The organism is Plantibacter sp. Leaf1 (assembly GCF_001421315.1).
Lineage (GTDB): Bacteria > Actinomycetota > Actinomycetes > Actinomycetales > Microbacteriaceae > Plantibacter.
Genome location: NZ_LMJX01000002.1, coordinates 266,357 through 289,544 on the forward strand (window position 1 = coordinate 266,357; position 23,188 = coordinate 289,544).

Sequence of the window (23,188 nt, forward strand, 5' to 3'; positions counted from 1 at the left end):
TCCTCGCGCGCTGGTCCGGTTCCTGGTCAACCACGGGCGCTCCTCACGGCGTCGGCGGAGCGCTCGACGGCGTCCGCGATCCCCGACGGCCCGGCGGCGAGGATGCTGCGGGACTCGGAGACGATGACGCCTGGAGCGAGGTCACCGTAGATGGATTCGAGGTCGGCGACCGCTGCACCCTGATGGCCGAAGCCGGGAGCGAGGATCGGGACGACCGATCGGGTCGGCACCGCCGTCATGCCGAACTCCTCCAGACGGAGCGTGGCACCGATGACGGCACCGATCGAACCCGTCGACCCTGGGTGATGTCTCGCGTTCCAGTGGTCGATCTCGCCGAGCATCGACGCTGCGACCGTGAGGCCTGCGCGGTCCTCGGCGAGCTGGACGTCGCGTCCCTCGGGATTCGAGGTCGCCGTCAGCACGAACAATCCCTTGCCCTCGTGTTCGGCGAGCTCGAGCGCCGGCTGGAGCGAGCCGAAACCCAGGTACGGGTTCACGGTGAGCGCGTCGACTTCGAGCGGGGAACCCGGGGTCAGCCAGGCCTCGGCGTACCCCTCCATGCTCGTCCCGATCTCGCCACGCTTGGCATCGCCGATCACGAGGAGTCCGGCGTCGCGTGCTGCGGCGAGGACACCTTCCAGCGCGACGTAGCCCGCCGACCCGAACCGTTCGAAGAACGCCACCTGCGGTTTCACGATGCCGGCCCGGCCCGCCGACGCCTCGACGACGGCGAGCCCGAAGGCCCCGGCGCCGGCGGCGGTGTCGGGCAGCCCCCATGCCTCGAGCAGGAAGCGGTGCGGATCGATGCCGACGCAGAGCCGGCCCGACCGGACGAAGACCTCGTCCAGTCGGGTTCCGAACGAAGCCGTCACGAGCGTGCAGCCCGATCGAGTGCGTACTCCTGAAGGGACCGGACCTCGAAGCCCCCGCCGAGTGCCTCGAAGGAGCCGACAGCGGCCGTCAACTGCGCGATCGTCGTGAAGAGCGGCTTGTCCGCTGCGACGGCTGCCGCGCGGATCTCGTAGCCGTCCGCGCGGGCGGATCGGCCACTCGGCGTGTTGATGACCATGTCGACCTCGTCGCGGTTGATCAGGTCGACGATCGAGTCGTCCTCCCCCGCTGCGGTGGTCTCGCTGTACTTGCGCACCGTCCGCGCGCTGATGCCGTTCCGGTTCAGGACCTCCGCCGTGCCGTCGGTGGCGAGGATGTCGAAGCCGAGCTGCTGCAGGCGGAGCACCGGCAGGATGATCGAGCGCTTGTCGCGGTCGGAGACCGAGACGAACACCGTGCCGCTCGAGGGCAGACCGCCGTAGGCCGCCTCCTGGCTCTTCGCGAAAGCGCGCGGGAAGTCCTTGTCGATGCCCATGACCTCACCGGTGGAGCGCATCTCCGGCCCGAGGACGCTGTCGACGATCTGGCCGTCCTTCGTTCGGAACCGCTTGAAGGGCAGCACGGCCTCCTTCACCGACACCGGGGAGTCGATCGGCACGCGCGACCCGTCGACCGGGGGTAGGAGCCCCGAGTCCTTGAGCTCGGCGACCGTGGCGCCCGTCATGATGAGGGACGCGGCCTTCGCCAGCGGGATACCGAGCGCCTTCGAGACGAACGGCACGGTGCGGGACGCCCGTGGGTTGGCCTCGATGACGTAGAGGATGCCGGCGCCGATGGCGAACTGCACGTTGAGCAGGCCACGGACCCCGATCCCCTGGGCGATCGCGAGCGTTGCGGTACGGACCCGGTCGATCTCGGCACGGCCGAGGGAGACCGGTGGCAGGGTGCAGCTGGAGTCGCCCGAGTGGATCCCGGCCTCCTCGATGTGCTCCATGACACCGCCGATGTAGAGTTCCTCACCGTCGAACAGGGCGTCCACGTCGATCTCGATCGCGTCGTCGAGGAAGTGGTCCACGAGCAGCGGCTGCGCCGGGCCAACGATGCCCTGGTCCTCGATGCGCACGAAGTAGTCCGTCAGCGAAGCGCTGTCGTAGATGATCTCCATGCCGCGACCGCCGAGGACGAAGCTCGGACGCACGAGGACCGGGTAGCCGATCTCCTCGGCGACCCGGAGCGCGCCCTCGATCTCGACCGCGGTGCCGTTCTTCGGTGCGACGAGCCCGGCGGCGTCGAGGATCTGCTGGAACTGTCCGCGCTCCTCGGCGAGGTCGATGGCGGTCGGCGTGGTGCCGAGGATCGGGACTCCGGCGGCTTCAAGCCCCTTCGCGAGGCCGAGTGCCGTCTGGCCGCCCAGCTGGACGACGACCCCGACGAGCTCGCCGGACTCGCTCTCCGCGTGGATGACCTCGAGCACGTCTTCGAGTGTGAGCGGCTCGAAGTACAGGCGGTCGCTCGTGTCGTAGTCCGTGGAGACCGTCTCGGGGTTGCAGTTGATCATGATGGTCTCGAAGCCGGCGGCCTGCAGCGCGAACGAGGCGTGCACACAGGAGTAGTCGAACTCGATGCCCTGACCGATCCGGTTCGGCCCGGAGCCGAGGATGACGACCTTGCGGCGGTCGCTCGCGACCACCTCGGTCTCCGTGTCGTAGCTGGAGTAGTGGTACGGCGTGAGGGCGGGGAACTCCCCGGCGCAGGTGTCGACCGTCTTGTAGACCGGACGCACGCCGAGGATGTGGCGGACCTCGCGCACCTCCTGCTCGCCGAAGCCGCGGAGCTGACCGATCTGCGCGTCGGAGAAGCCGTGGTTCTTGGCGGTCCGAAGCACCTCGGTGTCGAGGCGTTCGGCCGCGGCGATCCAGTCGGCGACGTCGTTGATGAGGACGATCTGATCGATGAACCACGGGTCGATCTTGGTCGCCTCGAAGACCTGCTCGGCGGTCGCACCCTTCCGGAGCGCCTGCTGGACCACGACGATACGGCCGTCGGTGGGCGTCTTCGAGATCTCGAGCAGCTCGTCGGCGCTGCGTGACTCCTCGCCCCAGTGGAAGCTGGAGCCGCGCTTCTCGAGCGAGCGGAGCGCCTTCTGGAGGGCCGTGGCGTAGTTGCGGCCGATGGCCATCGCCTCGCCCACCGACTTCATGGTGGTGGTCAGCGTCGGGTCCGCGGCCGGGAACTTCTCGAACGCGAACCGCGGGACCTTGACGACGACGTAGTCGAGCGTGGGCTCGAAGCTCGCCGGGGTGACCTTGGTGATGTCGTTCGGGATCTCGTCGAGACGGTAACCGATGGCCAGCTTCGCCGCGATCTTCGCGATCGGGAAGCCGGTCGCCTTCGAGGCGAGGGCGCTCGAGCGCGAGACGCGCGGGTTCATCTCGATGACGATGATGCGGCCGTCGGCCGGGTCCACGGCGAACTGGATGTTGCAACCACCGGTGTCGACACCGACCGCGCGGATGATGTCGATGCCGATGTCGCGGAGCTTCTGGTACTCGCGGTCGGTCAGCGTCAGCGCGGGAGCCACCGTGATCGAGTCTCCGGTGTGGACACCGACGGGGTCGACGTTCTCGATCGAGCAGACGACGACGGTGTTGTCCGCCGTGTCGCGCATGAGTTCGAGCTCGTACTCCTTCCAACCGAGGATCGACTCCTCGAGGAGCACCTCGGTGGTCGGGCTCTGGTGGAGGCCGTCGCCGACGATGCGACGGAGCTCAGCCTCGGTGTACGCGAAGCCCGAGCCGAGACCGCCCATGGTGAACGAGGGACGGACGACGAGCGGGTAGCCGAGGTCCTCGGCGTAGCCGACGGCCTCCTCGACCGTGTGGGCGATGTAGGAGCGGGCCACGTCGGCGCCGGCGTCGAGGACGAGCTGCTTGAAGATCTGGCGGTCCTCGCCCTTGTTGATCGCCTCGAAGTTCGCTCCGATGAGCTCGACGTCGTACTTCTCGAGGATCCCGTGCTCGTGGAGCTGGATCGCCGCGTTCAGGGCCGTCTGGCCGCCGAGCGTCGGGAGGATGGCGTCGGGCTTCTCCTTCGCGATGATCGTCTCGATGACCTGCCACGTGATCGGCTCGACGTAGGTCGCGTCGGCGAAGTCGGGGTCGGTCATGATCGTCGCCGGGTTCGAGTTGACGAGGATGACGCGGACGCCCTCCTCTCGCAGGACTCGGCAGGCCTGGGTGCCCGAGTAGTCGAACTCCGCGGCCTGCCCGATGACGATCGGCCCGGAGCCGATGACGAGGACGCTGTTGATGTCGTCGCGCTTGGGCACTAGTTGTTCTCCTTGGTGCTGGAAGTGGTGGCGTGGCCGGTCACGAGATCGCGGAACCGGTCGAACAGGTAGACCGCGTCGTGCGGACCGGAGGCGGACTCCGGGTGGTACTGGACCGAGAAGGCGGGGATGTCGATGCAGTTGATGCCCTCGACGACCTCATCGTTCAGGCTGTAGTGGCTGACCTCGGCGAGCCCGAACCCGGCAGGCGTCTCGTGACGGCCCTCGATGGGCAGGTCGACCGCGAACCCGTGGTTCTGCGAGGTGATCTCCACCCGGCCGGTCGCCTTGTCGAGGACCGGCTGGTTGATCCCACGGTGGCCGAAGGGCAGCTTGTAGGTGTCGAAGCCGAGCGCCCGGCCCAGCAGCTGGTTGCCGAAGCAGATCCCGAAGTACGGCACGCCTGCCCGGAGCACGTCCTGCAGGAGCGCGACGTGCGCGTCGCTGGCGGCTGGGTCGCCGGGGCCGTTCGAGAAGAACAGGGCGGAGGGCTCGAGCGCGAGGACCTCGGCCGAGGTCACCGACTGCGGCAGCACCACGACGTCGAAGCCGCGGGCGGCGAGGTGGTTGAGCGTGGAGGTCTTGACGCCGAGGTCGAGGACCGCGACGGAACCGACACGCTCGCCCACGGCCTCGACGGTGTACTGCTCGGTGGTGGAGACCTGACCGGACAGGTTGAGACCGGCCATCTGCGTACCGGCGCGGACGAGACTGAGCTGCTCGGCGCCGGAGAGCTCGAAGTCCTCCCCGGAGAACACGCCGCCGCGCATGGAGCCGGCGGAACGGATGTGTCGGGTCACCGCACGGGTGTCGATGCCGCTGATGCCCACGACACCGTCCTGGACGAGTTCGTCGTCGAGCGAGCGGTCCGCGCGGAAGTTGGAGACGACGCGGGAGGCGTCGCGCACCACGTACCCGGCGACCCAGACGCGGGCGGACTCCATGTCCTCGCGGTTGACGCCGGTGTTGCCGATGTGCGGCGCCGTCATGAGGACGATCTGGCCGGCGTAGGACGGGTCGGTCAGGGTCTCCTGGTAGCCGGTCATGCCGGTGGCGAAGACGACCTCGCCGAGCGTGCGGCCGGTGGCACCATAGGCGTGCCCGACGTAGCGGTTGCCGTCCTCGAGGACGAGTACCGCTGGACTGGGTGGGGTGAAGGAGGTCATGGTCGAGCCCTCTCGTGAGGCGGTGGGGTGCGGTCGTCGGTCGAGGAGGCCTCGCCGACGGTGTCTGGGGTGCCGGTCGGCCGGAGTCCGGCGTCCGCGGCGGGGATGATGCTCGTGACGGCGTCGATGATGCGGGCGCGGTCGGCCTGCTCGAGGACGCGGAAGGTGCTGTCGGCGATCACCGACGGGACGGGGCGCCAGCTCAGACGGAGGAGCCCGCCCGGCTCGACGACCCGGTCGATCGTAAGGTTGGTCTGGTCGAGCCCGACGATGCTCGTCGCCGGGATGAAGGTCGGCCGCTCCCCGGGGACGTCGACGACGACACCGGCGGCTCCGAGCTCGAGCGTCACCCGCGAGCGGTAGCGCAGACCTTCGAGGGCCAGGCGCTCCAGCGGCTGGTCGTGCTTCGACGTCGCGACGTAGAGGACCTCGACCGTCAGGGACGGGACGGGACGGGGGTCGGGGAGCTCGGGGAGCGGTCCGATCCGGGCGTCGCGGGAGACCCGACGCCGCCAGGCGAGCGCCATGAGGGCGAGGACGCCGAGGAGGAAGACGGCGACGAGGAGCGCGGCGAGGATGCGTCCGTCCATCAGTGCTCGACCTCGGCGGAGCGCGCGGCGCGTCGTGCGGCGGCCGTGACCTGCTCCGCCGGCAGCACGGCGCCCTCCAGGACGGTCGCGTAGCCCCGGTGGAAGGTCGCGATGACCCGGCCGGGCAGCTCCAGGCCGAGGTAGGGCGAGTTCACGCCCTTGCCGGCGAGGTCGACCGTGCCGAACGGCCGGCTGGCCGCGGTGTCGTACAGCACGAGTTCCGCGGGCGCACCCACCTCGAGCGGGGACCCCTGACCGGTGATCCGCCCGATCCTCGCGGGCGTCGCAGACAGCACCCGGGCGACGTCGTTCCAGTCGAGCAGCCCCGTCGCCACCATCGACGCGTGCACGACGGAGAGGGCGGACTCCAGCCCCACCATGCCGTTCGCCGCGGCGTCCCACTCGCAGTCCTTCGCTTCGACCGGGTGGGGTGCGTGGTCCGTCGCGACGATGTCGATCGTGCCGTCCGCGAGGGCCTCGCGCAGCGCTTGGACGTCTTCAGCCCGACGCAGCGGAGGGTTCACCTTGTACCGGGCGTCGTAGCTCGCCACGGACTCCTCGGTGAGCAGCAGGTGGTGCGGCGTGACTTCGGCGGTGACCGGGATGCCGCGGGCCTTGGCCCATCGGATGACGTCGACGGAGCCGGCCGTCGAGACGTGACAGATGTGCAGGCGGGAACCGACGTGCTCGGCGAGGAGCACATCCCGCGCGATGATCGACTCCTCGGCGACCGCCGGCCAGCCCGTGAGACCGAGTTCACCCGAGAGGGCGCCCTCGTTCATCTGTGCGCCGACGGTGAGCCGCGGTTCCTGCGCATGCTGCGCGATGACGCCGTCGAAGGCCTTCACGTACTCCAGCGCACGACGCATGAGCAGCGGGTCGGACACACACAGGCCGTCGTCCGAGAAGACGCGGACCTTGGCACGCGAGGAGGCCATCGCGCCGAGTTCGGCGAGCCGCTCCCCCGCGAGTCCGACCGTCACAGCGCCGATCGGCTGCACGGTGGCGTAGCCGGCGCGTTCACCGAGCGACTGCTCCTGCTCGACGACCCCGGCCGTGTCGGCGACCGGCGAGGTGTTGGCCATCGCGAACACCGCGGTGAAGCCACCGGCCGCCGCGGCACGCGTCCCGGTGAGCACCGTCTCGCTCTGCTCGAAGCCGGGCTCGCGGAGATGCGTGTGGAGGTCGACGAGTCCCGGCAGGGCCAGCAGGCCGTCCGCGTCGACGACGGTGGCTCCCGAGGCGCTCAGGCCGGAGCCGAGTTCCGCGATCCGTCCCTCCCGGAGGAGGAGGTCGGTGCGTGATCCGTCGGCGAGGGTCGCTCCGGTGATCAGCGTGACGTCGGGGTTCGATACGGGCTCAGACACGGGTGGATTCCTCTCGATCGCCGGACAGCAGCAGGTACAGCGCGGCCATCCGGACCGACACCCCGTTGGCGACCTGTTCGAGGACGGTCGACTGGGGCGAGTCGGCTGCCCCGGACGAGATCTCCAGTCCGCGGTTCATCGGTCCGGGGTGCATGACAATGCTAGCCGGGTCGAGCCGCGCGAGCCGTTCGTCGTCGAGCCCCCAGCGTCTGGAATACTCCCGGCTGTTCGGGAAAAAGGCGGCCTGCATGCGTTCGGACTGGATCCGGAGCATCATCAGGACGTCGGGACGCTGGGCGATGGCGTCGTCCAGGTCGTAGCGGACGGTCGCCGGCCAGGGGCCGAGGTCCACCGGGAGCAGCGTCGGCGGGGCGACGAGGGTGACCTCGGCGCCGAGGGTGTCCAGCAACCAGACGTTCGAGCGGGCGACCCGCGAGTGGAGGATGTCGCCGACGATCGTCACCGCGACGCCGTCGAGCGCACGGCCGCGTGACCCGCCACCGTGGATGCGCTTGCGCATCGTGAACGCGTCCAGCAGGGCCTGCGTCGGGTGCTCGTGCGTCCCGTCTCCCGCGTTGAGGATGCCGGCGTCGATCCACCCGCTGTCCGCGAGGGTCTGCGGAGCCCCTGAGGCGGAGTGCCGGATCACGACGGCGTCGGCGTGCATGGCGGCGAGGGTCTGCGCGGTGTCCTTGAGGCTCTCGCCCTTCGAGACGCTCGATCCCTTGGCGCTGAAGGTGATCACATCGGCCGACAACCGCTTCGCAGCCGCCTCGAAGGAGATCCTGGTGCGGGTCGAATCCTCGAAGAACAGGTTGACGACCGTCTTGCCGCGGAGGGTCGGCAGCTTCTTGACCTCGCGCGACTGCGTGTCGGCCATGTCCTCGGCGACGTCGAGGATCTCGATCGCCTCGTCGCGCGTCAGCGTCTTCGTCGACAGCAGGTGCCTCACTCGCCACTCCCCTCGATCGTGACCGCGTCGACCCCGTCGAATTCGGTGAGCCTGACGTAGATGCGCTCCGCCTGCGACGACGGCAGGTTCTTGCCGACGAAGTCGGGTCGGATCGGGAGCTCGCGGTGGCCGCGGTCGACGAGGGCGGCGAGCCGCACGACGCGTGGGCGGCCGAGATCCGTCAGGGCGTCCAGAGCGGCGCGGATCGTGCGCCCCGAGTACAAGACGTCGTCGACGAGGACGACCGTGCGGCCGTCGATGCCCTCCGGTGGGAGCGTCGTCGGCTGTGGTGCACGGGTCGGGTGCTTCGCCAGGTCGTCGCGGTACATCGTGACGTCGAGGGCACCAGACCGGATGGTCGCGCCGGAGATGGCGGAGATCGAGGCGGCGATCCGTGTCGCGAGGATGACCCCGCGGGTGGGGATGCCGAGGATGACGAGGTCGTCAGCTCCGCGGTTGGACTCGAGGATCTCGTGGGAGATCCGAGTCAACGCCCGCGTGATGTCAGCTTCGTGCAGCACGGTACGTGCGCTCATCGCCGACTCCCTTCTCCGCCTCTCTGGACGGTCTTAAAGGTTGTCTTGGTCAACACCCGAGCCTAGCAGCCGGATCAGGCCTCGTAGAGCTCCAACGGGAGACCGTCGGGATCGAAGAAGAACAGCATCTTCCGGGAGGTGTGCGGGTCGATCCGGACGTCTTCGACCCGCACACCCAGCTCGACCAGACGGGCGTGGCCGGCGTCGACGTCGTCGACCGCGAACGCCAGGTGCCGCAGACCGAGCGCTTCGGGCCCTGATGCGCGCGCCGGCGGGTCCGGGAAGGAGAACAGCTCGATGAGGTACTCGCCGTTCAGGGCGAGGTCGCCCATCCAGGAGTCGCGCTCCGCGCGGTACACCTCGGTGATCAGCTCGCAGCCGAGCACCGAGGTGTAGAAGCGCTTCGACCGCTCGTAGTCGCTGGCGATGATCGCGATGTGGTGCACGCGCTTCAGCGGCAGGGCCGGGCCGGTCTCGTCGCCCATGGTCATCGCGGGTTGATCTGCGAGATCTTGCCGAGGAGCCCGTTGATGAACCCCGCCGAGTCGTCGGTCGACAGCGTCTTGGCCGCTTCGACCGCCTCGTCGATGGCGACGCCGTGCGGCACCTCGTCGTTGAACAGGATCTCCCAGATGGCGATCCGGAGGATGGCGCGGTCGACCGTCGGCATCCGCGCGAGGGTCCAGCCCTGGGCGTACGTCTCGATCTGCTCGTCGATCTCCTCGGCGTGGTCGCCGACGCCGTCGACGATCTCGCGGGCGTACAGCCAGGAGGCCTGGCGGTCGGGTTCGCTGACCGCACGTGCCGCCTCAGCCGAGAGGACCTCGGCGAGGGTCTGCTGACGGACGTCGGCCTGGTACAGGAGATCGAGGGCGCGTTTCCGCGCCTTGGTCCGAGCGCTCACTCGTTGACGCGACCGAGGTAGTCACCGGTGCGGGTGTCGACCTTGACCTTGGTGCCGGTCTCGAGGAACAGCGGGACCTGGATCTCGTAGCCGGTCTCGACGGTCGCCGGCTTCGTGCCGCCGGTCGAGCGGTCGCCCTGGAGACCGGGCTCCGTGTAGGTGACCTCGAGGATGACCGACGCGGGGAGCTCGACGTACAGCGGGTTGCCGTTGTTGAGGGCGACCGTGACGTCCTGGTTCTCCAGGAGGAAGTTCTTGGTGTCGCCCACGACGACGGCCGGGATCGTGATCTGGTCGTAGTCGCTCTTGTCCATGAACACGAAGGAGTCGCCGTCCGCGTACAGGTAGGTGAAGTCGCGACGGTCCACGTTCTCGACGTCGATCTTCGTGCCCGCGTTGTACGTCTTGTCGACGACCTTGCCGGTCATGATGTTCTTCATCTTGGTGCGGACGAACGCGCCACCCTTGCCCGGCTTGACGTGCTGGAACTCGATCACCGTCCAGAGCTGCCCGTCGATGTTCAGGACGATGCCGTTCTTGATGTCAGCGGTAGAAGCCATGCGCGAGAATGTCCGTTCGTGGAAAGTGTGCGGCCGGATACGACCCAACGAACGAGTGTAACCGCTGGGAGTACCGCTGACCAACGCGGCCGTGGCGTTCCGGGTCGTGTCGGTCGTCAGGCGGTGGTCCGGCGCACGACGAGGTCGAGTGCGAGACGGTAGGAGTCGAAACCGAATCCGGCGATGACCCCGGTCGCGACCGCCGAGATGACGCTCGTGTGTCGGAACGTCTCCCGGGTGTGCGGATTCGACAGGTGCACCTCGACGAGGATGAGACCCGCTTTGGTGACCATGGCCGCGGCATCCCGGAGGCCGTAGCTGTAATGCGTGAACGCTGCGGGATTCAGGATCACCGGTGTCCGTGCATCCACAGCCTCGTGGAGCCAGCCGATGAGTTCGCCCTCGTCGTCCGTCTGGCGGAGGTCGATCCGTGTCCCGGTACCCGCCTCTCCCTCGAGCAGCGTGCGCAGTGCATCGAGGTCGGCCGAGCCGTAGACGTCGGGTTCGCGGCTGCCGAGGCGTCCGAGGTTCGGTCCGTTGAGGACGAGCACGGTGGTCATGTGTCGAGGGTATCCGTTCCGGACGAGCGCTCGCGGCGCGCGTTGGCGTCGATCAGGAGCCGATCTCCTGGTAGGCGGCGAACAGCAGCGAGGTCTCGGGGCCCTGCAGGACGGTCGGCTTGGCCAGGTCGTCGAGCACGATGAACCGCAACATCGACCCACGGGTCTTCTTGTCGCGCTGCATGGTGGCGAGGAGGGTGTTCCAGCGACCGACGGGATATGCGGTCGGCAGGCTGAGCGACTCCAGGACACGGCGGTGGCGGTCGACGACCTCGTCAGACAACCGACCCGCGAGACGGGACAGCTCCGCGACGTACATCATGCCGATGGCGACGGCGGCGCCGTGCCGCCACTGGTAGCGCTCGGCGTGCTCGATCGCGTGACCCAGGGTGTGGCCGTAGTTGAGGATCTCGCGGAGCCCCTGTTCGGTGAAGTCCTCGCTGACGACGTCGGCCTTCATCCGGATGGCGAGCTCGATGCATCGGCGGAAGGCCGGGGTCGTCGGATCGGTGGCCGCGTCGACGTCCGCCTCGATGAGGTCGAGGATCTCGGGGTAACGGATGAACCCGGCCTTGGCGACCTCAGCGAAGCCCGCGAGGATCTCGTTCTTCGGCAGCGTGTCGAGGGTGTCGAGGTCCGCGATCACGGCAGCGGGTGCGTAGAAGGCGCCGACGAGGTTCTTGCCCTCGGCGGTGTTGATGCCCGTCTTCCCGCCGACCGCCGCATCGACCATGCCGAGGACCGTCGTCGGGAGCTGCACGAGTCGGACGCCGCGCAGCCAGGTGGCCGCCACGAAGCCGGCGAGGTCGGTGACCGCGCCGCCGCCGAAACCGATGACCGCGTCGGATCGCGTGAAATCGGCCTGCCCGAGCACGCCCCAACAGAACGCGGCGACCTCGACGCGCTTGCCGGCTTCGGCGTCGGGCACCTCGGCAAGGAGCACCTGGTAGCGGTCGCTGAGGGACTCGCGCAGCTTCGAGGCCTTCTCCCCCAGTGTCGACGGGTGCACGATGAGGACCCGCTGCACGCCCGTGCCCAGTGCGTCGACGATCGTGTCCTCGAGCCCGCGACCGATCGTGATCGAGTACGGTGCGGAGCCCGTGACCTCGATGACGGTGCGCTCGGACGAGGTGGTCGGTTCGGTGCTCATGCAGGCTCCTTCACCCAGGCGACGAGCTCGTCGACGATGCCTGAGATGGGTCGGTGCGAGGTGTCGAAGGTGACATCCGCGAGTCGTTCGTAGAGGGGGCGGCGTGCTGCGGCGATGCGTGACCAGGCACCGGGATCGTCGCGGAGGAGCGGCCGTTTGTCGAGGTTGGCCCGTGCCAGCACGGCCTGCTCGGTCACGGTGAGCAGCACGACCCGAGCATCGGAGAGCTCACGCTGTGTGTCCTCGTCGAGGACTGCTCCTCCACCCAGTGACACGATCGCCGGCTGTGCGAGCGCCGCCGCGACCGCCTCGCGCTCGAGGGCACGGAAGTGCGCTTCACCGTGCTGCTCGAAGATCCGTGCAATGGGGCCGTGCTCGCCGGAGACGACGTTGTCGGTATCGACGAACGGGAGCCCGAGGCGTTTCGCGAGCTGCTTGCCGACGCGGCTCTTCCCCGAGCCCATCGGTCCGATCAGGACGACCGGGAGCCGGAGCCCGTCGGCCTGATCAGGCATCGGCGCCGGAGGCGTGATCGCCTCGCGTGCGCAGGTTCGACGGGATCGCCGCGAGGTATCCGTCGAGGTTGCGCTTCGTCTCGGTGACCGAGTCGCCGCCGAACTTCTCCAGCACCGCCTCGGCGAGGACGAGGGCGACCATGGCCTCGGCCACGACGCCCGAGGCTGGCACCGCACAGACGTCGGACCGCTGGTGGTGGGCGGTCGCGGCCTCGCTCGTCGCGACGTCGACCGTCCGGAGCGAGCGCGGGACCGTCGCGATGGGCTTCATGCCGGCACGGACACGGAGGACCGTGCCCGTCGTCATGCCGCCCTCGGTGCCACCGGCGCGATCGCTCTGACGCGCGATGCCGTCGGCCTCCTGGACGAGTTCGTCGTGTGCCGCCGAGCCACGGCGTGTCGTGGTGAGGAAGCCGTCGCCGACCTCGACGCCCTTGATGGCCTGGATGCCCATGAGCGCGGCCGCGAGCCGGGCGTCGAGCCGACGATCCCAGTGCACGTACGAGCCGAGGCCCGGCGGGAGACCGTAGGCCAGGACCTCGACGATGCCACCGAGGGTGTCGCCGTCCTTCTTGGCCGCGTCGACCTCGGCGACCATCCGCTCGGACGTGGCGGCGTCGAAGCAGCGCAGCGGATCGGCGTCGAGTGCGTCGACGTCGGACGGGAGCGGGAGCCGGGCGTCCTCCGGCACGCGGACGGGGCCGATCGACAGGGTGTGGCTGACGAGCGTGATCCCGAGTTCTGCGAGGAAGGACCGCGCGACGGCGCCGAGGGCGACGCGAGCGGCGGTCTCCCGAGCGCTCGCGCGCTCGAGGACGGGGCGGGCCTCGTCGAAGCCGTACTTCTGCATGCCGGTGAGATCGGCGTGACCGGGGCGAGGACGGGTGAGGGCTGCGCTGCGACCGCGGGACTTCTCGGAGACCTCGGTCGGCTCGGGGCTCATCACCTCTTCCCACTTCGGCCACTCGGTGTTGCCGACGCGGATCGCGACCGGGCTACCCATCGAGAAGCCGTGACGGACGCCACCCGAGAGATGCAGCTCGTCCGCCTCGAACTTCATGCGGGAGCCGCGGCCGTAGCCGAGCTTGCGGCGGGCGAGGTCGGCACGAATGCCGTCCATGGAGATGGGGACGCCGGACGGGAGTCCCTCGAGGACGGCGATGAGTTCCGGGCCGTGAGACTCTCCGGCAGTGAGCCAACGAAGCATGGACCTATCCTTCCACAGAGCCGGGACCCGCCGGTGCGCGGCGGACCGGACGCCGGCCGATCGTGGCCCGTTCGGTCATCTCTGAGGGTGAGATCCGTCGACCGGTGTCCCCGTCGCGTCCAGGTCGACGGCTGCGAGCATGGCGCCGAGGACCGCCGGCTCCTCGTCGAGCGGGACCGAGGGATCGCCGTGCACGAAGATCCGCACCTGCAGCAGTGCCTGATGGACGAGCATCGACAAGCCGCTGAGGACGGACCCTCCGGCCGCCGACCAGGCCGTCGCGAGCGCACTGGGCCAGGGATCGTACGCGACGTCGAGCAGCAGTCCGCCGGGTGCCAGGGTCAGCACGGGACCCGGTTCGGTGAGCGCGCCGCCAGGGAGCGTGCTGATGACGAGCGGCGCATCGGGCACTCGGCCGTCGATCGGTCCTGAACCGAATCGCAGCCCCAGGTGCTCGGCCAGCGTCTGGAGCGGCTGCGCCTGCGCCGGCGTGCGGAGTGCCACGTGCACCTCCTGCGCGCCGAGCTCGGCCACCGCCATGATCGCGGAGGCTGCCGTCGCTCCCCCGCCGAGCACGACGGCGCCCGTGACCACGTCGACACCCGCCGCGCCGATCGCCCGCACGATCCCGCCGACGTCGGTGTTGAAGCCCTCCACCCGTCGAGCGCCGTCCGCGGTGTACCCGATGCGAACGGTGTTGACGGCTCCCGTCTCGTGGGCTGCACGGTCGGCGTGGTCGACGAGTTCGAGCGCGCGATGCTTCAACGGCATGGTCAGGGAGAGGCCGCGCCACGCCGGACCGAGGTCGTCCAAGAAGGCGTCGAGCCGGGCGGCGTCGAGCTCGTGTCGACCGTAGCTCCAGTCCAGGCCGAGCACCCGGTAGGCGGCCGTGTGCAGGGCCGGTGACTTGGAGTGCTCGATCGGCGACCCGAGCACGGCCAGGCAAGTTCGGACTTCAGGTCCGTCAGCCGGTTCCGTTCCCCGCATGGTGTCCTGCACGGCTACTGGTACTCGGGGTGTTCGTCCATCCAGGACAACCACTTGTCGACCGCTGCCTCGTGCTCCTCCTGGGTGGTGGAGAAGATGGTCTCGCCGGAGTCGAGGTTCCAGGTGACGAAGTAGAGCCAGGGACCCTCCGCCGGGTGCAACGCCGCGTCGATCGCCAGGTCGCCCGGGTTGGAGATCGGTCGGACGACCATCCCCGGGTGGACGTAGGTGTTGTAGGGGTTCGAGGCGTCCTCGCGCTCGGCGTCCGTGGTCGAGACGCGGTGCGTGTTCCCCGTGCCGTAGGCCACCGTCGCGTCGGACTGCAACAGGCCGCTCTCCCACTGGGACGGGTCGAGACGGTTGAGGAAGACCCGCGAGACCTTGTAGTAGTCGTCGCGGAGGCCGGCCTCCTTCTGGATGAGCGAGGCGAGGACGATCGTCTTCCAGCGGTCCTCCGGCTTCACGCCGGCGTCGTCGAGGGCCTGGAACGACCGGTTCACGAGGGTCTGCAGGACCGCGTGCGCATCGCCGCCGTCCGGGAGGCTGTACGTGGCCGGGAACAGGAAGCCCTCGAGGGAAGTCGCCTCGGCGGGCAGGCCGAACGACGCGACGTCGGAGGCCGCGGCCTGCAGCTCCTCCAGTGGGATGCCGGTCCCCTCGGCGATGGACGGCAGGGCGTCCTGCTCGGCGGTCCCCTCGGGGATCACGAAGGTGTCCTCCATACGGTTCGCTTCATCGGTCAGCGCCGCGAGGGCGGTTTCGGCGCTCATCTTGAGCTTCAGCTTGTACGCCCCGGGGAAGAACTCCGGCTGGGTCGGCTGCGCGAGGAGGAGGTCGTAGAAGGCGTCGAACGACTTCGTGACACCAGCGTCGTGCAGGTTCGTCGCGATGTCCTCTCCGATGTCGCCCTCGTTGATCATCACGACGACCTCGCCGCTCCCGGCGCCTTCGAAGTCGTTGGGCTCCTCCCAACCGAGCACCTTCCGGATCTGCGGCTCGTAGCTCGTCCAGACGACCGCGGCGCAGGCCGCGAGACCGCCGACGACGACGATCGACACGATGAGGGCGATGAGTCCGCGACGGCCGCGGCGCCGCTTGGGCGGCTCGCCGCCGGCGAGCGAGCGTCGTCGCCCTCGGTGGATGGGTTGCGCTCCGGCCTCGTCGGCGGAGTCGTCCTCGGCGAGCAGGTCCTCGAACGCGGGGATGGTGGTCGTCCTGGCCGGCTTCGGCGACGGTTCTTCGGTGAGCGAACGGGGCGCGGATGATTCGGCGTCGCCCGATTCCGGGCCGGTGGCGGTCGAGGTGGGCGACGACGCGGCGGCCGGCGAGGCGTCGGACGATTCGGACGGCACTCGATCGAGCGGCGTGGTGGCCGCCGTCGCGGAGGGGGCCGTGGGGCCCGGGTTCGAAACGGAGGCGCTCTGGTTCGCTCCGCCCGGTGCCTCTGCGGCCTCGCGGTCCGCAGCCTCGGTGAGGTCCCCCTGGTCGGCCGGCGCCGATGAGGCGGCAGCCGCTTCGCGTCGCTGGCGGGCCTCTCGACGGGACAACGGTGCCGGCTGCTCTGGGCCCGCGGCGTTCCGCTCGGACGTGAAGAGGTCCGCCAGCGGGTCGTCTTCTGGGCTGTTCTGAGGTGTCAGATTCGACACAGGCACGTCCTGTTCACGGGTCGACGAGGGTTCCGGGGGGACGCCCCGAACCGCGTTCGGCGTCGAGGGCGTACTGCAAGAGTATGACGGCCGCCACTTGATCGACAATCGAACGCGTCTGCTTCTGCCGTTTTCCAGCCGAGCGCAAGGCGCTGTGCGCGGTCACCGTCGTCAACCGCTCGTCGACCAATCGGCCTGGGACTCCTGTCAGGGCCACCAGTCTCGCCGCGAACTCCCGGGCGTCCTGCGTGGACGCGGTGTCCTTGCCCGACAGTGCGATGGGAAGCCCGACGACCAGCTCGACCGCGCCGAGCTCCGTCGCGATCGCAGCGATCGCCCTGAGGTCGGCGTCGCCTCCGAGGTCGCGCTGAACCGTCTCCACGGGGGTGGCGAGCAGACCGTCGGGGTCGCTCCGCGCGACCCCGACCCGCGCCTTCCCGACGTCGACGCCGAGGCGGACGCCCCGGCGGAACGCCTCCACGTCAGCCGATCTCGCGGGCGACGGCCGCGAGCGCATCGCCCAGCGCGGCGGCGTCGACGCCGCCACCCTGCGCCATGTCGTCCTTGCCGCCACCGTTGCCGCCGAGCACGCCGGCGGCGACCCGCACGAGCGCCCCCGCCTTGAGCCCTGCGTCGCGAGCACCCTCGTTGGTCGCCACCACGATCGCCGGCTTCCCGGCGACGACGGCGCCGAGCGCGACGACGGCAGGAGCCGTTCCGAGGCGCTCCCGGAGCTGCGTGACCAGCGTGCGGACGTCGTTCGGTGAACCGAGCTCGCCGAGGTGCTCGGCCACGAGCGACACCGCTCCGACCTGGTGCGCGGTCTGCATGAGCGCCGGGAGGCGTTCGCTCAGGCCGCGGGCTTCGAAGGCCGCGATCTTCTTCTCAGCGGCCTTGAGATTCGCGACGAGCTCGGAGATCCGCTCCGGCAGCTGCTCCTTCGGGGTCTTCAAGCTGCCGGAGAGCTGCGACACGAGTGCCCGCTCAGCGGTGAGGTCACGGAAGGCCTCCAACCCGACGAGGGACTCGACACGACGGTTCGTCGAACCGACCGAGGACTCGCTGATCAAGCTGATGAGCCCGATCTCGGCACTGGAGTCGACGTGCGTCCCCGCGCACAGTTCGCGAGACCAGGGGCCGCCGATGTCGACGACCCGGACCGTTTCGCCGTACTTCTCGCCGAAGAGCGCCATGGCTCCGAGCGCCTTCGCGTCGTCCAACGCCATCTCGCGGGTGGACACCTGCAGGTTGTCGCGGATCGCGTTGTTGGAGATCTCCTCGATCTCCGTCTTCGTCGCCGGTGAGAGCGGCTGGTTCCACGTGAAGTCGAGCCGCAGGTAGCCGGCCTTGTTCGACGAGCCGGACTGGTGTGCGCTGGAACCGAGGACCTGCCGCAGGGCGGCGTGGATGATGTGCGTCCCCGAGTGCGCCTGCTGCGCCCCGCGTCGGTAGCTCGCGTCGACGACCGTGGTCGCCGGGGCGTCGAGACCGACCTCGCCCTGGCTCACCTGCACCTTGTGCGCGATGAGGCCCTTCACGGGCTTCTGGACGTCGAGGACCTCGAGCTCGAACCCGGGACCGACGATCACGCCCTGGTCGGCTTCCTGACCACCGGACTCGGCGTAGAGGGAGGTCTCCGCGAGGATCACCTCGGCGATGTCTCCGGCGACCGCACGCTGGACGGGGTGTCCGTCGACGATGATCCCGAGGATGCGACTCTCGGTCTCGAGCTCGGTGTACCCGGTGAACACCGTCTCACCCTTGGCGCGGATGTCGCTGTACACGGAGAGGTCGGCGAGGACGCTCTTCTTCGCCTTCGCGTCGGCCTTCGCGCGCTGGCGCTGTGCCGTCATGAGGGAGTCGAACGCGCCGCGGTCGACGGAGAGACCCGCCTCCTCCGCGATCTCGAGCGTCAGGTCGATCGGGAACCCGTAGGTGTCGTGGAGGAGGAAGGCCGAATCCCCGGCGAGTGCCGGCTGACCGGACTCCTTGGTCTTCTCGAGGGCGAGGTCGAGGATGGTCGTGCCGCTGGCCAGTGTGCGGAGGAAGGTCTCCTCCTCGGCGTAGGCGCTCTGCGAGATCCGGCCGAAGTCGGCCTCCACCTCGGGGTAGGCCGCCTTCATGGCGTCGCGAGAGGCGGAGAAGAGCTCGGGGAAGGTGGCCGTGTCGACACCGAGGAGGCGCATGGCACGGACGGTCCGACGCATGAGGCGCCGGAGGATGTACCCGCGGCCTTCGTTCGACGGGGTGATCCCGTCGCTCATGAGCATGAGCGAGGAGCGCACGTGGTCGGCGATGACCCGCATGCGGACGTCGTCGTCGTGATCCGCGCCGTATCGACGGCCGCTCAACTCCGCCGCGCGGTCGAGCACGGGCCGGACCTGGTCGATCTCGTACATGTTCTCGACGCCCTGCTTGAGGAAGGCGACGCGCTCGAGACCCATCCCGGTGTCGATGTTCTTCTTCGGGAGCTCACCGACGATGTCGAAGTCGACCTTGCCGCGTACGTTCTCGATCAGGTACTGCATGAAGACGAGGTTCCAGATCTCGACGTAGCGGTCGTCGTCCGTCGCGGGACCACCGTCGATGCCGTACTTCGGGCCACGGTCGAAGAAGATCTCGGAGCAGGGTCCTGCGGGACCGGGCTGGCCGGTCGACCAGTAGTTGGTGTCCTTGTCGAGACGCTGGATCCGGTGCTCCGGCAGACCTGCGACCCGCTTCCACAGGTCGATCGCCTCGTCGTCGTCCTTGTAGACGGTGACCCAGAGGTCCTTCTCGTCGAAGGCGAGGCCGCCGCTCGACTCACTGCCGGTCAGGAGCTCCCAGGCGTAGGTGATCGCCCCCTCCTTGAAGTAGTCGCCGAAGGAGAAGTTGCCGTTCATCTGGAAGAAGGTGCCGTGGCGAGGGGTCTTGCCGACCTCTTCGATGTCGTTGGTCCTGATGCACTTCTGGACGCTCGTCGCACGATCGAACGGCGCGGGGACGACCCCGGTGAGGTACGGCACGAACGGCACCATGCCCGCGACCGTGAAGAGCAACGACGGGTCGTCGCTGACGAGCGAGGCGGAGGGGACGACGGTGTGCCCCCGATCGCCGAAGAAGGTGAGCCAGCGGGAGCGGATGTCAGCGGTGTCCATGGTGTCCGTACGTCAGGGGGTGTGCGTGTCGATGTTCGTGTAGCAGCGGCGGTGCCCGGGTGGGCGGACCGTCACGGCTTGGTAAGGCCTTCGGCAGCGTCCTCGACGCGGGAGACGACGGTCTCCGCCGAGTCGCGCAACTGCGCCTCGCGCTCCTTGTAGGCGTCGCCGACGGTGTCGGTGAACTCCCTGATGCGGGAGTCGAGCTCGGAGAAGAACCGCTTGCCGGACTGTGTCTTGTTGATCTCGTGGGCGACGACGAAGCCGGCGCCGATACCGACGATCAGCCAGAACACGTTCTTCATGGGGACTCCTCATCTGCGGTGCGATCACCCGGGTGTGCTCGGGCGTGCCAAGCAACCATCGTAGTCGAGCCCTGGAACCGGATGGCGTCGGTGAACGACGAAGAGGCACCGGCCGGAGCCGATGCCTCTTCGTGGTTCGCCCGGGACCGGGCCGCAGTCCTAGCGGGCTGCGTAGTACTCGACGACGAGCTGGACCTCGCAGGTCACGGGGATCTCGGCGCGCTTGGGGCGACGCTCGAGCCGTGCCTGGAGCTTGTCGAGCTCGACCGAGAGGTACGAGGGCACCTTCGGAAGGACGTCGACGTGGCCGCCGGCTGCAGCGACCTGGAAGGGCTCGGTGCCCTCGGAGCGCGGCTTGACGTGGATGAGCTGACCCGGCTTCACACGGAACGACGGGCGGTCGACGAGCTGGCCGTCGACCATGATGTGACGGTGCACGACCATCTGGCGGGCCTGAGCCGTGGTGCGGGCGAAGCCGGCGCGGAGGACGAGCGCGTCGAGACGCGTCTCGAGGATCTCGACGAGGTTCTCACCGGTCAGGCCCTGGGTGCGACGCGCTTCCTGGAAGGCGATCTTGAGCTGGGCCTCGCGGATGCCGTACTGGGCGCGCAGACGCTGCTTCTCGCGCAGACGGACCGCGTAGTCGCTGTCGGCCTTGCGCTTGGTGCGGCCGTGCTCACCGGGAGCGTAGGGACGCTTCTCGAGGTACTTGGCAGCCTTCGGGGTGAGGGCGATGCCGAGGGCCCGCGAGAGGCGGGTCTTGCTGCGGGTACGTGACTTGGTAGACACGGTTTCCTTTCAATGAAGTCTCAAACGATGAATGACCGACGCGAGAACGCGCCGGTGATCCGGAATCACACCGGACAAAGTCAGAGGGGTCCGCCGGGGCTGTTCGGCTACAGAACACGCCCGTCGAACACGGTGATCGAGCAGCCGCGCAGTCACACCGGTTCTAGGCGGATCAATACTAGCACGAGGTGACCTCGGCAGCCGGACGCCGACGCGGGTGGTTCACTCGCCTCGGACGATCTTGCGGAGCTTGTCCAACCGCGCCGAGATGTCGCGCTCGTGACCGTGGTCGGTGGGCTCGTAGTAGCGCACCTCGGTGAGCTCGTCGGGGAGGTACTGCTGGGCGACGACACCGATCGGGTGGTCGTGCGGGTAGCGGTAGCCCTTGCCGTGTCCGAGACGCTTGGCGCCCGCGTAGTGGGCGTCGCGCATGGGCTTGGGTACGCGCCCGAACGCTCCGGCGCGGACGTCGGCGATAGCCCGGTCGATCGCGACGTAGGCCGCGTTCGACTTCGCCGCCGTGGCCAGGTACACCACGGCTTCGGCGAGCGGGATCCTGCCCTCCGGCATGCCGATGAACTGGACGGCGTCGGCCGCCGCGACCGCGATCGGCAGCGCCTGCGGGTCGGCGATGCCGATGTCCTCGGCCGCCGAGATGATGATCCGGCGCGCGATGAAGCGCGGGTCCTCCCCGGCCTCGATCATGCGTGCCAGGTAATGCAGCGCGGCGTCGACGTCGGAACCCCTGATGCTCTTGATGAACGCGCTGATGACGTCGTAGTGCTCGTCGCCGTTCCGGTCGTATCGCAGCAGAGCGCGGTCGACCGCCTGGGACACGAGTTCGTCGGTGATGACGGGACCGCGCGGTGCCGCGTCACCTGCATCACCCGCGTCCGACGTTCCCTCGTCCTCGTCATCCTCGTCGCCGACGTCCAGGAGGCCGACGTCGTCGAGATCGAGCTCGTCCGGGTCGACTGCCGCACCGAGGTCGGAGTCGGCCGCGATGGCCGCCGCCTCCAACGCGGTGAGCGCTCGGCGGGCGTCGCCGGAGGAGAGCTGGATGATCGCGGCCCGCGCCTCGGGGGTGACCGTGAAGCGACCGGCGAGGCCACGTGGATCGGTGACGGCGCGGTCGATGAGGATGCCCAGGTCGTCGTCGCTGAGCTGCTCGAGCGTGAGCAGGAGCGACCGGGAGAGCAACGGGGAGATGACGGAGAACGACGGGTTCTCGGTCGTGGCGGCCACGAGGATGACCCAGCCGTTCTCCACCCCAGGCAGCAGGGCGTCCTGTTGCGCCTTGGTGAAGCGGTGGATCTCGTCGAGGAACAGGACGGTCGAGCTGCCGTAGAGGTCGCGGCTCGACATCGCCTCCTCCATGACCTGACGGACGTCCTTCACCCCTGCTGTGACCGCCGAGAGCTCGACGAAGCGTCGGCCCGAGCTGTGGGCGATCGCCTGCGCCAGGGTCGTCTTACCGGTGCCCGGCGGGCCCCAGAGGATGACCGACACGGCCGCCTGCGTCCCCTCCCGGTCGCTCGCGAGTCGGACGAGCGGTGAACCCGGGCGCAACAGGTGCTGTTGACCGGCGACCTCCTCGAGGCTGCGAGGGCGCATGCGCACGGCGAGTGGGACCGGTGCGCCGGCGATGCCGGGTCCTCGACTGAACATTCCTCCAGGCTAGCCGCAGCCTCGGACACGGTTCCACGCAGCGTCGTTTGGTCCGCGTGGAGCCGTCCCCGTAAGGTTCTCCTGGGCAGCCCGCCGCAGGCGGGACGCCAGACGACAGCGCGATGCCGCCGCTCACCGCGACGGCACCTGGAGGGAACGACGTGGCAACGAGCAAGGGTCCGGACAAAGAGGCACGCGCAGCACGCGCACGGCTGCGTGCCTACAACGCCCGTCGTACCGTGCATGAGCACCGCTCGAAGCGGCGGGTGCGGGACAACGTCATCGCGGCCGCGGCGCTCGTCCTCGTCCTGGCCGGCGCCACCGCCGCACAGGTCTTCTTCTTCGCCGGCGGCCCTGGGGCCCCGGTGGCGACGCCGACCGCCACCGCCGAGGCGGGAGCGTGCGGCGTGACCGGCGCGACCGACGGCGTGAACACGGGAACGGTACCCGCGACCACGGTCGCCGAGGATCGGGACTGGACCGGCGAGATGACGATCAACGACGTCGTCATGAACCTGACCCTCGACGGCGCGTGCGCACCGCAGGGCGTGTCGTCCTTCATCTCCCTCGCGCAGTCCGGCTTCTACGACGGCGTGACGTGCCACCGTCTCACGACGAGCGGGATCTACGTCCTCCAGTGCGGCGACCCGGACGGCACCGGCACCGGGGGCCCCGGGTACAGCTACGGCCCGGTCGAGAACGCCCCGACGGACGACGTCTACCCGGCCGGCACCATCGCGATGGCCCGTCAGGGCGGGAACGGCTACAGCAACGGCTCACAGTTCTTCCTCGTCTACCAGGACTCGACCATCCCGTCGGACGCCGCGGGCGGGTACACCGTCCTCGGGCAGATCACGAGCGGCCTGGACCAGCTCGTCTCCGGCGTCGTGTCCGCTGGGGTCGCTGACGGCAGCGGCGACGGCAAGCCCGCGGTGCCGGCCACGATCACCTCGGTGACGGTGCAGTAGCCGGTGCAGTAACCTGCACCAG

General features: G+C 69.2%; 21 protein-coding genes and 1 pseudogene. 1 reads left to right on the top strand and 21 read right to left on the bottom strand.

Annotated elements, in window-relative coordinates; translation table 11 throughout:
* Positions 1–26: 26 nt before the first annotated feature.
* The 21 genes and pseudogenes from pyrF to ASE44_RS03600 form a co-directional block, all read right to left on the bottom strand.
* Positions 27–872, bottom strand: coding sequence for an orotidine-5'-phosphate decarboxylase (gene pyrF, locus ASE44_RS03500; protein WP_082455754.1), 846 nt, complete (start codon positions 870–872; stop codon positions 27–29).
* Positions 869–4,159, bottom strand: a complete 3,291-nt coding sequence (gene carB / locus ASE44_RS03505; RefSeq protein ID WP_056005762.1) for a carbamoyl-phosphate synthase large subunit — start codon at positions 4,157–4,159, stop codon at positions 869–871. Before carB ends, pyrF begins: the two co-directional genes overlap by 4 nt.
* Positions 4,159–5,325: a glutamine-hydrolyzing carbamoyl-phosphate synthase small subunit gene (gene carA / locus ASE44_RS03510; RefSeq protein WP_056777473.1), complete on the bottom strand. Its 1,167-nt coding sequence runs from the start codon at positions 5,323–5,325 to the stop codon at positions 4,159–4,161. The genes carB and carA overlap by 1 nt, the downstream gene beginning before the upstream one ends.
* Positions 5,322–5,915: a hypothetical protein gene (locus tag ASE44_RS03515; protein ID WP_056777475.1), complete on the bottom strand. Its 594-nt coding sequence runs from the start codon at positions 5,913–5,915 to the stop codon at positions 5,322–5,324. The genes carA and ASE44_RS03515 overlap by 4 nt, the downstream gene beginning before the upstream one ends.
* Entirely contained in the window at positions 5,915–7,282 is a 1,368-nt protein-coding gene (locus ASE44_RS03520; RefSeq protein WP_200921005.1) for a dihydroorotase, read from the bottom strand. The genes ASE44_RS03515 and ASE44_RS03520 overlap by 1 nt, the downstream gene beginning before the upstream one ends.
* Complete coding sequence (locus ASE44_RS03525; RefSeq protein WP_056005773.1) at positions 7,275–8,234, bottom strand: aspartate carbamoyltransferase catalytic subunit; 960 nt, start codon at positions 8,232–8,234, stop codon at positions 7,275–7,277. The genes ASE44_RS03520 and ASE44_RS03525 overlap by 8 nt, the downstream gene beginning before the upstream one ends.
* A pseudogene (gene pyrR / locus ASE44_RS03530) lies at positions 8,231–8,776 on the bottom strand (bifunctional pyr operon transcriptional regulator/uracil phosphoribosyltransferase PyrR); the annotation flags it as partial. The gene ASE44_RS03525 and the pseudogene pyrR, both read right to left, overlap by 4 nt.
* A gap of 68 nt (positions 8,777–8,844) precedes the next feature.
* Positions 8,845–9,261 carry a VOC family protein gene (locus ASE44_RS03535; RefSeq protein WP_235522536.1) on the bottom strand — a complete coding sequence of 139 codons (417 nt, stop codon included), beginning with the start codon at positions 9,259–9,261 and terminating at the stop codon, positions 8,845–8,847.
* Entirely contained in the window at positions 9,258–9,674 is a 417-nt protein-coding gene (nusB, locus tag ASE44_RS03540) for a transcription antitermination factor NusB (RefSeq protein WP_056005782.1), read from the bottom strand. The genes ASE44_RS03535 and nusB overlap by 4 nt, the downstream gene beginning before the upstream one ends.
* Positions 9,671–10,234, bottom strand: a complete 564-nt coding sequence (efp, locus tag ASE44_RS03545) for an elongation factor P (protein ID WP_056005785.1) — start codon at positions 10,232–10,234, stop codon at positions 9,671–9,673. Before efp ends, nusB begins: the two co-directional genes overlap by 4 nt.
* 116 nt (positions 10,235–10,350) lie before the next feature.
* A complete protein-coding gene (locus ASE44_RS03550) occupies positions 10,351–10,794 on the bottom strand; it encodes a type II 3-dehydroquinate dehydratase (protein WP_056005787.1) in 444 nt (147 codons plus the stop codon).
* 52 nt (positions 10,795–10,846) lie between these two features.
* Positions 10,847–11,944 carry a 3-dehydroquinate synthase gene (aroB, locus tag ASE44_RS03555; protein ID WP_056777478.1) on the bottom strand — a complete coding sequence of 366 codons (1,098 nt, stop codon included), beginning with the start codon at positions 11,942–11,944 and terminating at the stop codon, positions 10,847–10,849.
* Positions 11,941–12,459 carry a shikimate kinase gene (locus ASE44_RS03560; RefSeq protein ID WP_056777481.1) on the bottom strand — a complete coding sequence of 173 codons (519 nt, stop codon included), beginning with the start codon at positions 12,457–12,459 and terminating at the stop codon, positions 11,941–11,943. Before ASE44_RS03560 ends, aroB begins: the two co-directional genes overlap by 4 nt.
* Entirely contained in the window at positions 12,452–13,666 is a 1,215-nt protein-coding gene (gene aroC / locus ASE44_RS03565) for a chorismate synthase (protein ID WP_056777484.1), read from the bottom strand. Before aroC ends, ASE44_RS03560 begins: the two co-directional genes overlap by 8 nt.
* Before the next feature lie 75 nt (positions 13,667–13,741).
* The gene (locus tag ASE44_RS03570) at positions 13,742–14,602 is read right to left on the bottom strand and encodes a shikimate dehydrogenase (protein ID WP_235522537.1); all 861 of its coding nucleotides are present in this window, start codon (positions 14,600–14,602) and stop codon (positions 13,742–13,744) included.
* 65 nt (positions 14,603–14,667) lie between these two features.
* A complete protein-coding gene (gene mltG / locus ASE44_RS03575; RefSeq protein ID WP_157579777.1) occupies positions 14,668–16,299 on the bottom strand; it encodes an endolytic transglycosylase MltG in 1,632 nt (543 codons plus the stop codon).
* Positions 16,300–16,312: 13 nt separating this feature from the next.
* Complete coding sequence (ruvX, locus tag ASE44_RS03580) at positions 16,313–16,780, bottom strand: Holliday junction resolvase RuvX (RefSeq protein ID WP_157579778.1); 468 nt, start codon at positions 16,778–16,780, stop codon at positions 16,313–16,315.
* A 1-nt stretch (position 16,781) separates the two neighbouring features.
* On the bottom strand, positions 16,782–19,436 hold the full coding sequence (gene alaS, locus ASE44_RS03585) for an alanine--tRNA ligase (RefSeq protein ID WP_056777487.1): 2,655 nt from the start codon (positions 19,434–19,436) through the stop codon (positions 16,782–16,784).
* A gap of 71 nt (positions 19,437–19,507) precedes the next feature.
* A complete protein-coding gene (locus ASE44_RS03590; RefSeq protein ID WP_056005804.1) occupies positions 19,508–19,741 on the bottom strand; it encodes a hypothetical protein in 234 nt (77 codons plus the stop codon).
* Positions 19,742–19,900: 159 nt separating this feature from the next.
* Positions 19,901–20,530, bottom strand: coding sequence for a 30S ribosomal protein S4 (gene rpsD, locus ASE44_RS03595; protein WP_056005806.1), 630 nt, complete (start codon positions 20,528–20,530; stop codon positions 19,901–19,903).
* A gap of 222 nt (positions 20,531–20,752) precedes the next feature.
* Entirely contained in the window at positions 20,753–22,198 is a 1,446-nt protein-coding gene (locus tag ASE44_RS03600) for a replication-associated recombination protein A (protein ID WP_082455756.1), read from the bottom strand.
* Positions 22,199–22,359: 161 nt separating this feature from the next.
* On the opposite strand from ASE44_RS03600, the gene ASE44_RS03605 reads away from it, so the two are divergent.
* A complete protein-coding gene (locus tag ASE44_RS03605) occupies positions 22,360–23,166 on the top strand; it encodes a peptidylprolyl isomerase (protein ID WP_235522538.1) in 807 nt (268 codons plus the stop codon).
* Positions 23,167–23,188: the final 22 nt, after the last annotated feature.

Excerpts from the sequence above, each read along its gene's own strand:
- ASE44_RS03550 (WP_056005787.1), bottom strand. The coding sequence starts at position 10,794 with ATGACCACCGTGCTCGTCCTCAACGGACCGAACCTCGGACGCCTCGGC.
- carA (WP_056777473.1), bottom strand. The coding sequence starts at position 5,325 with ATGACCTCCTTCACCCCACCCAGTCCAGCGGTACTCGTCCTCGAGGAC.
- aroC (WP_056777484.1), bottom strand. The coding sequence starts at position 13,666 with ATGCTTCGTTGGCTCACTGCCGGAGAGTCTCACGGCCCGGAACTCATC.
- aroB (WP_056777478.1), bottom strand. The coding sequence starts at position 11,944 with ATGAGCACCGAACCGACCACCTCGTCCGAGCGCACCGTCATCGAGGTC.
- ASE44_RS03535 (WP_235522536.1), bottom strand. The coding sequence starts at position 9,261 with ATGACCATGGGCGACGAGACCGGCCCGGCCCTGCCGCTGAAGCGCGTG.
- ASE44_RS03600 (WP_082455756.1), bottom strand. The coding sequence starts at position 22,198 with ATGTTCAGTCGAGGACCCGGCATCGCCGGCGCACCGGTCCCACTCGCC.
- ASE44_RS03515 (WP_056777475.1), bottom strand. The coding sequence starts at position 5,915 with ATGGACGGACGCATCCTCGCCGCGCTCCTCGTCGCCGTCTTCCTCCTC.
- ASE44_RS03560 (WP_056777481.1), bottom strand. The coding sequence starts at position 12,459 with ATGCCTGATCAGGCCGACGGGCTCCGGCTCCCGGTCGTCCTGATCGGA.
- ASE44_RS03590 (WP_056005804.1), bottom strand. The coding sequence starts at position 19,741 with ATGAAGAACGTGTTCTGGCTGATCGTCGGTATCGGCGCCGGCTTCGTC.
- efp (WP_056005785.1), bottom strand. The coding sequence starts at position 10,234 with ATGGCTTCTACCGCTGACATCAAGAACGGCATCGTCCTGAACATCGAC.
- alaS (WP_056777487.1), bottom strand. The coding sequence starts at position 19,436 with ATGGACACCGCTGACATCCGCTCCCGCTGGCTCACCTTCTTCGGCGAT.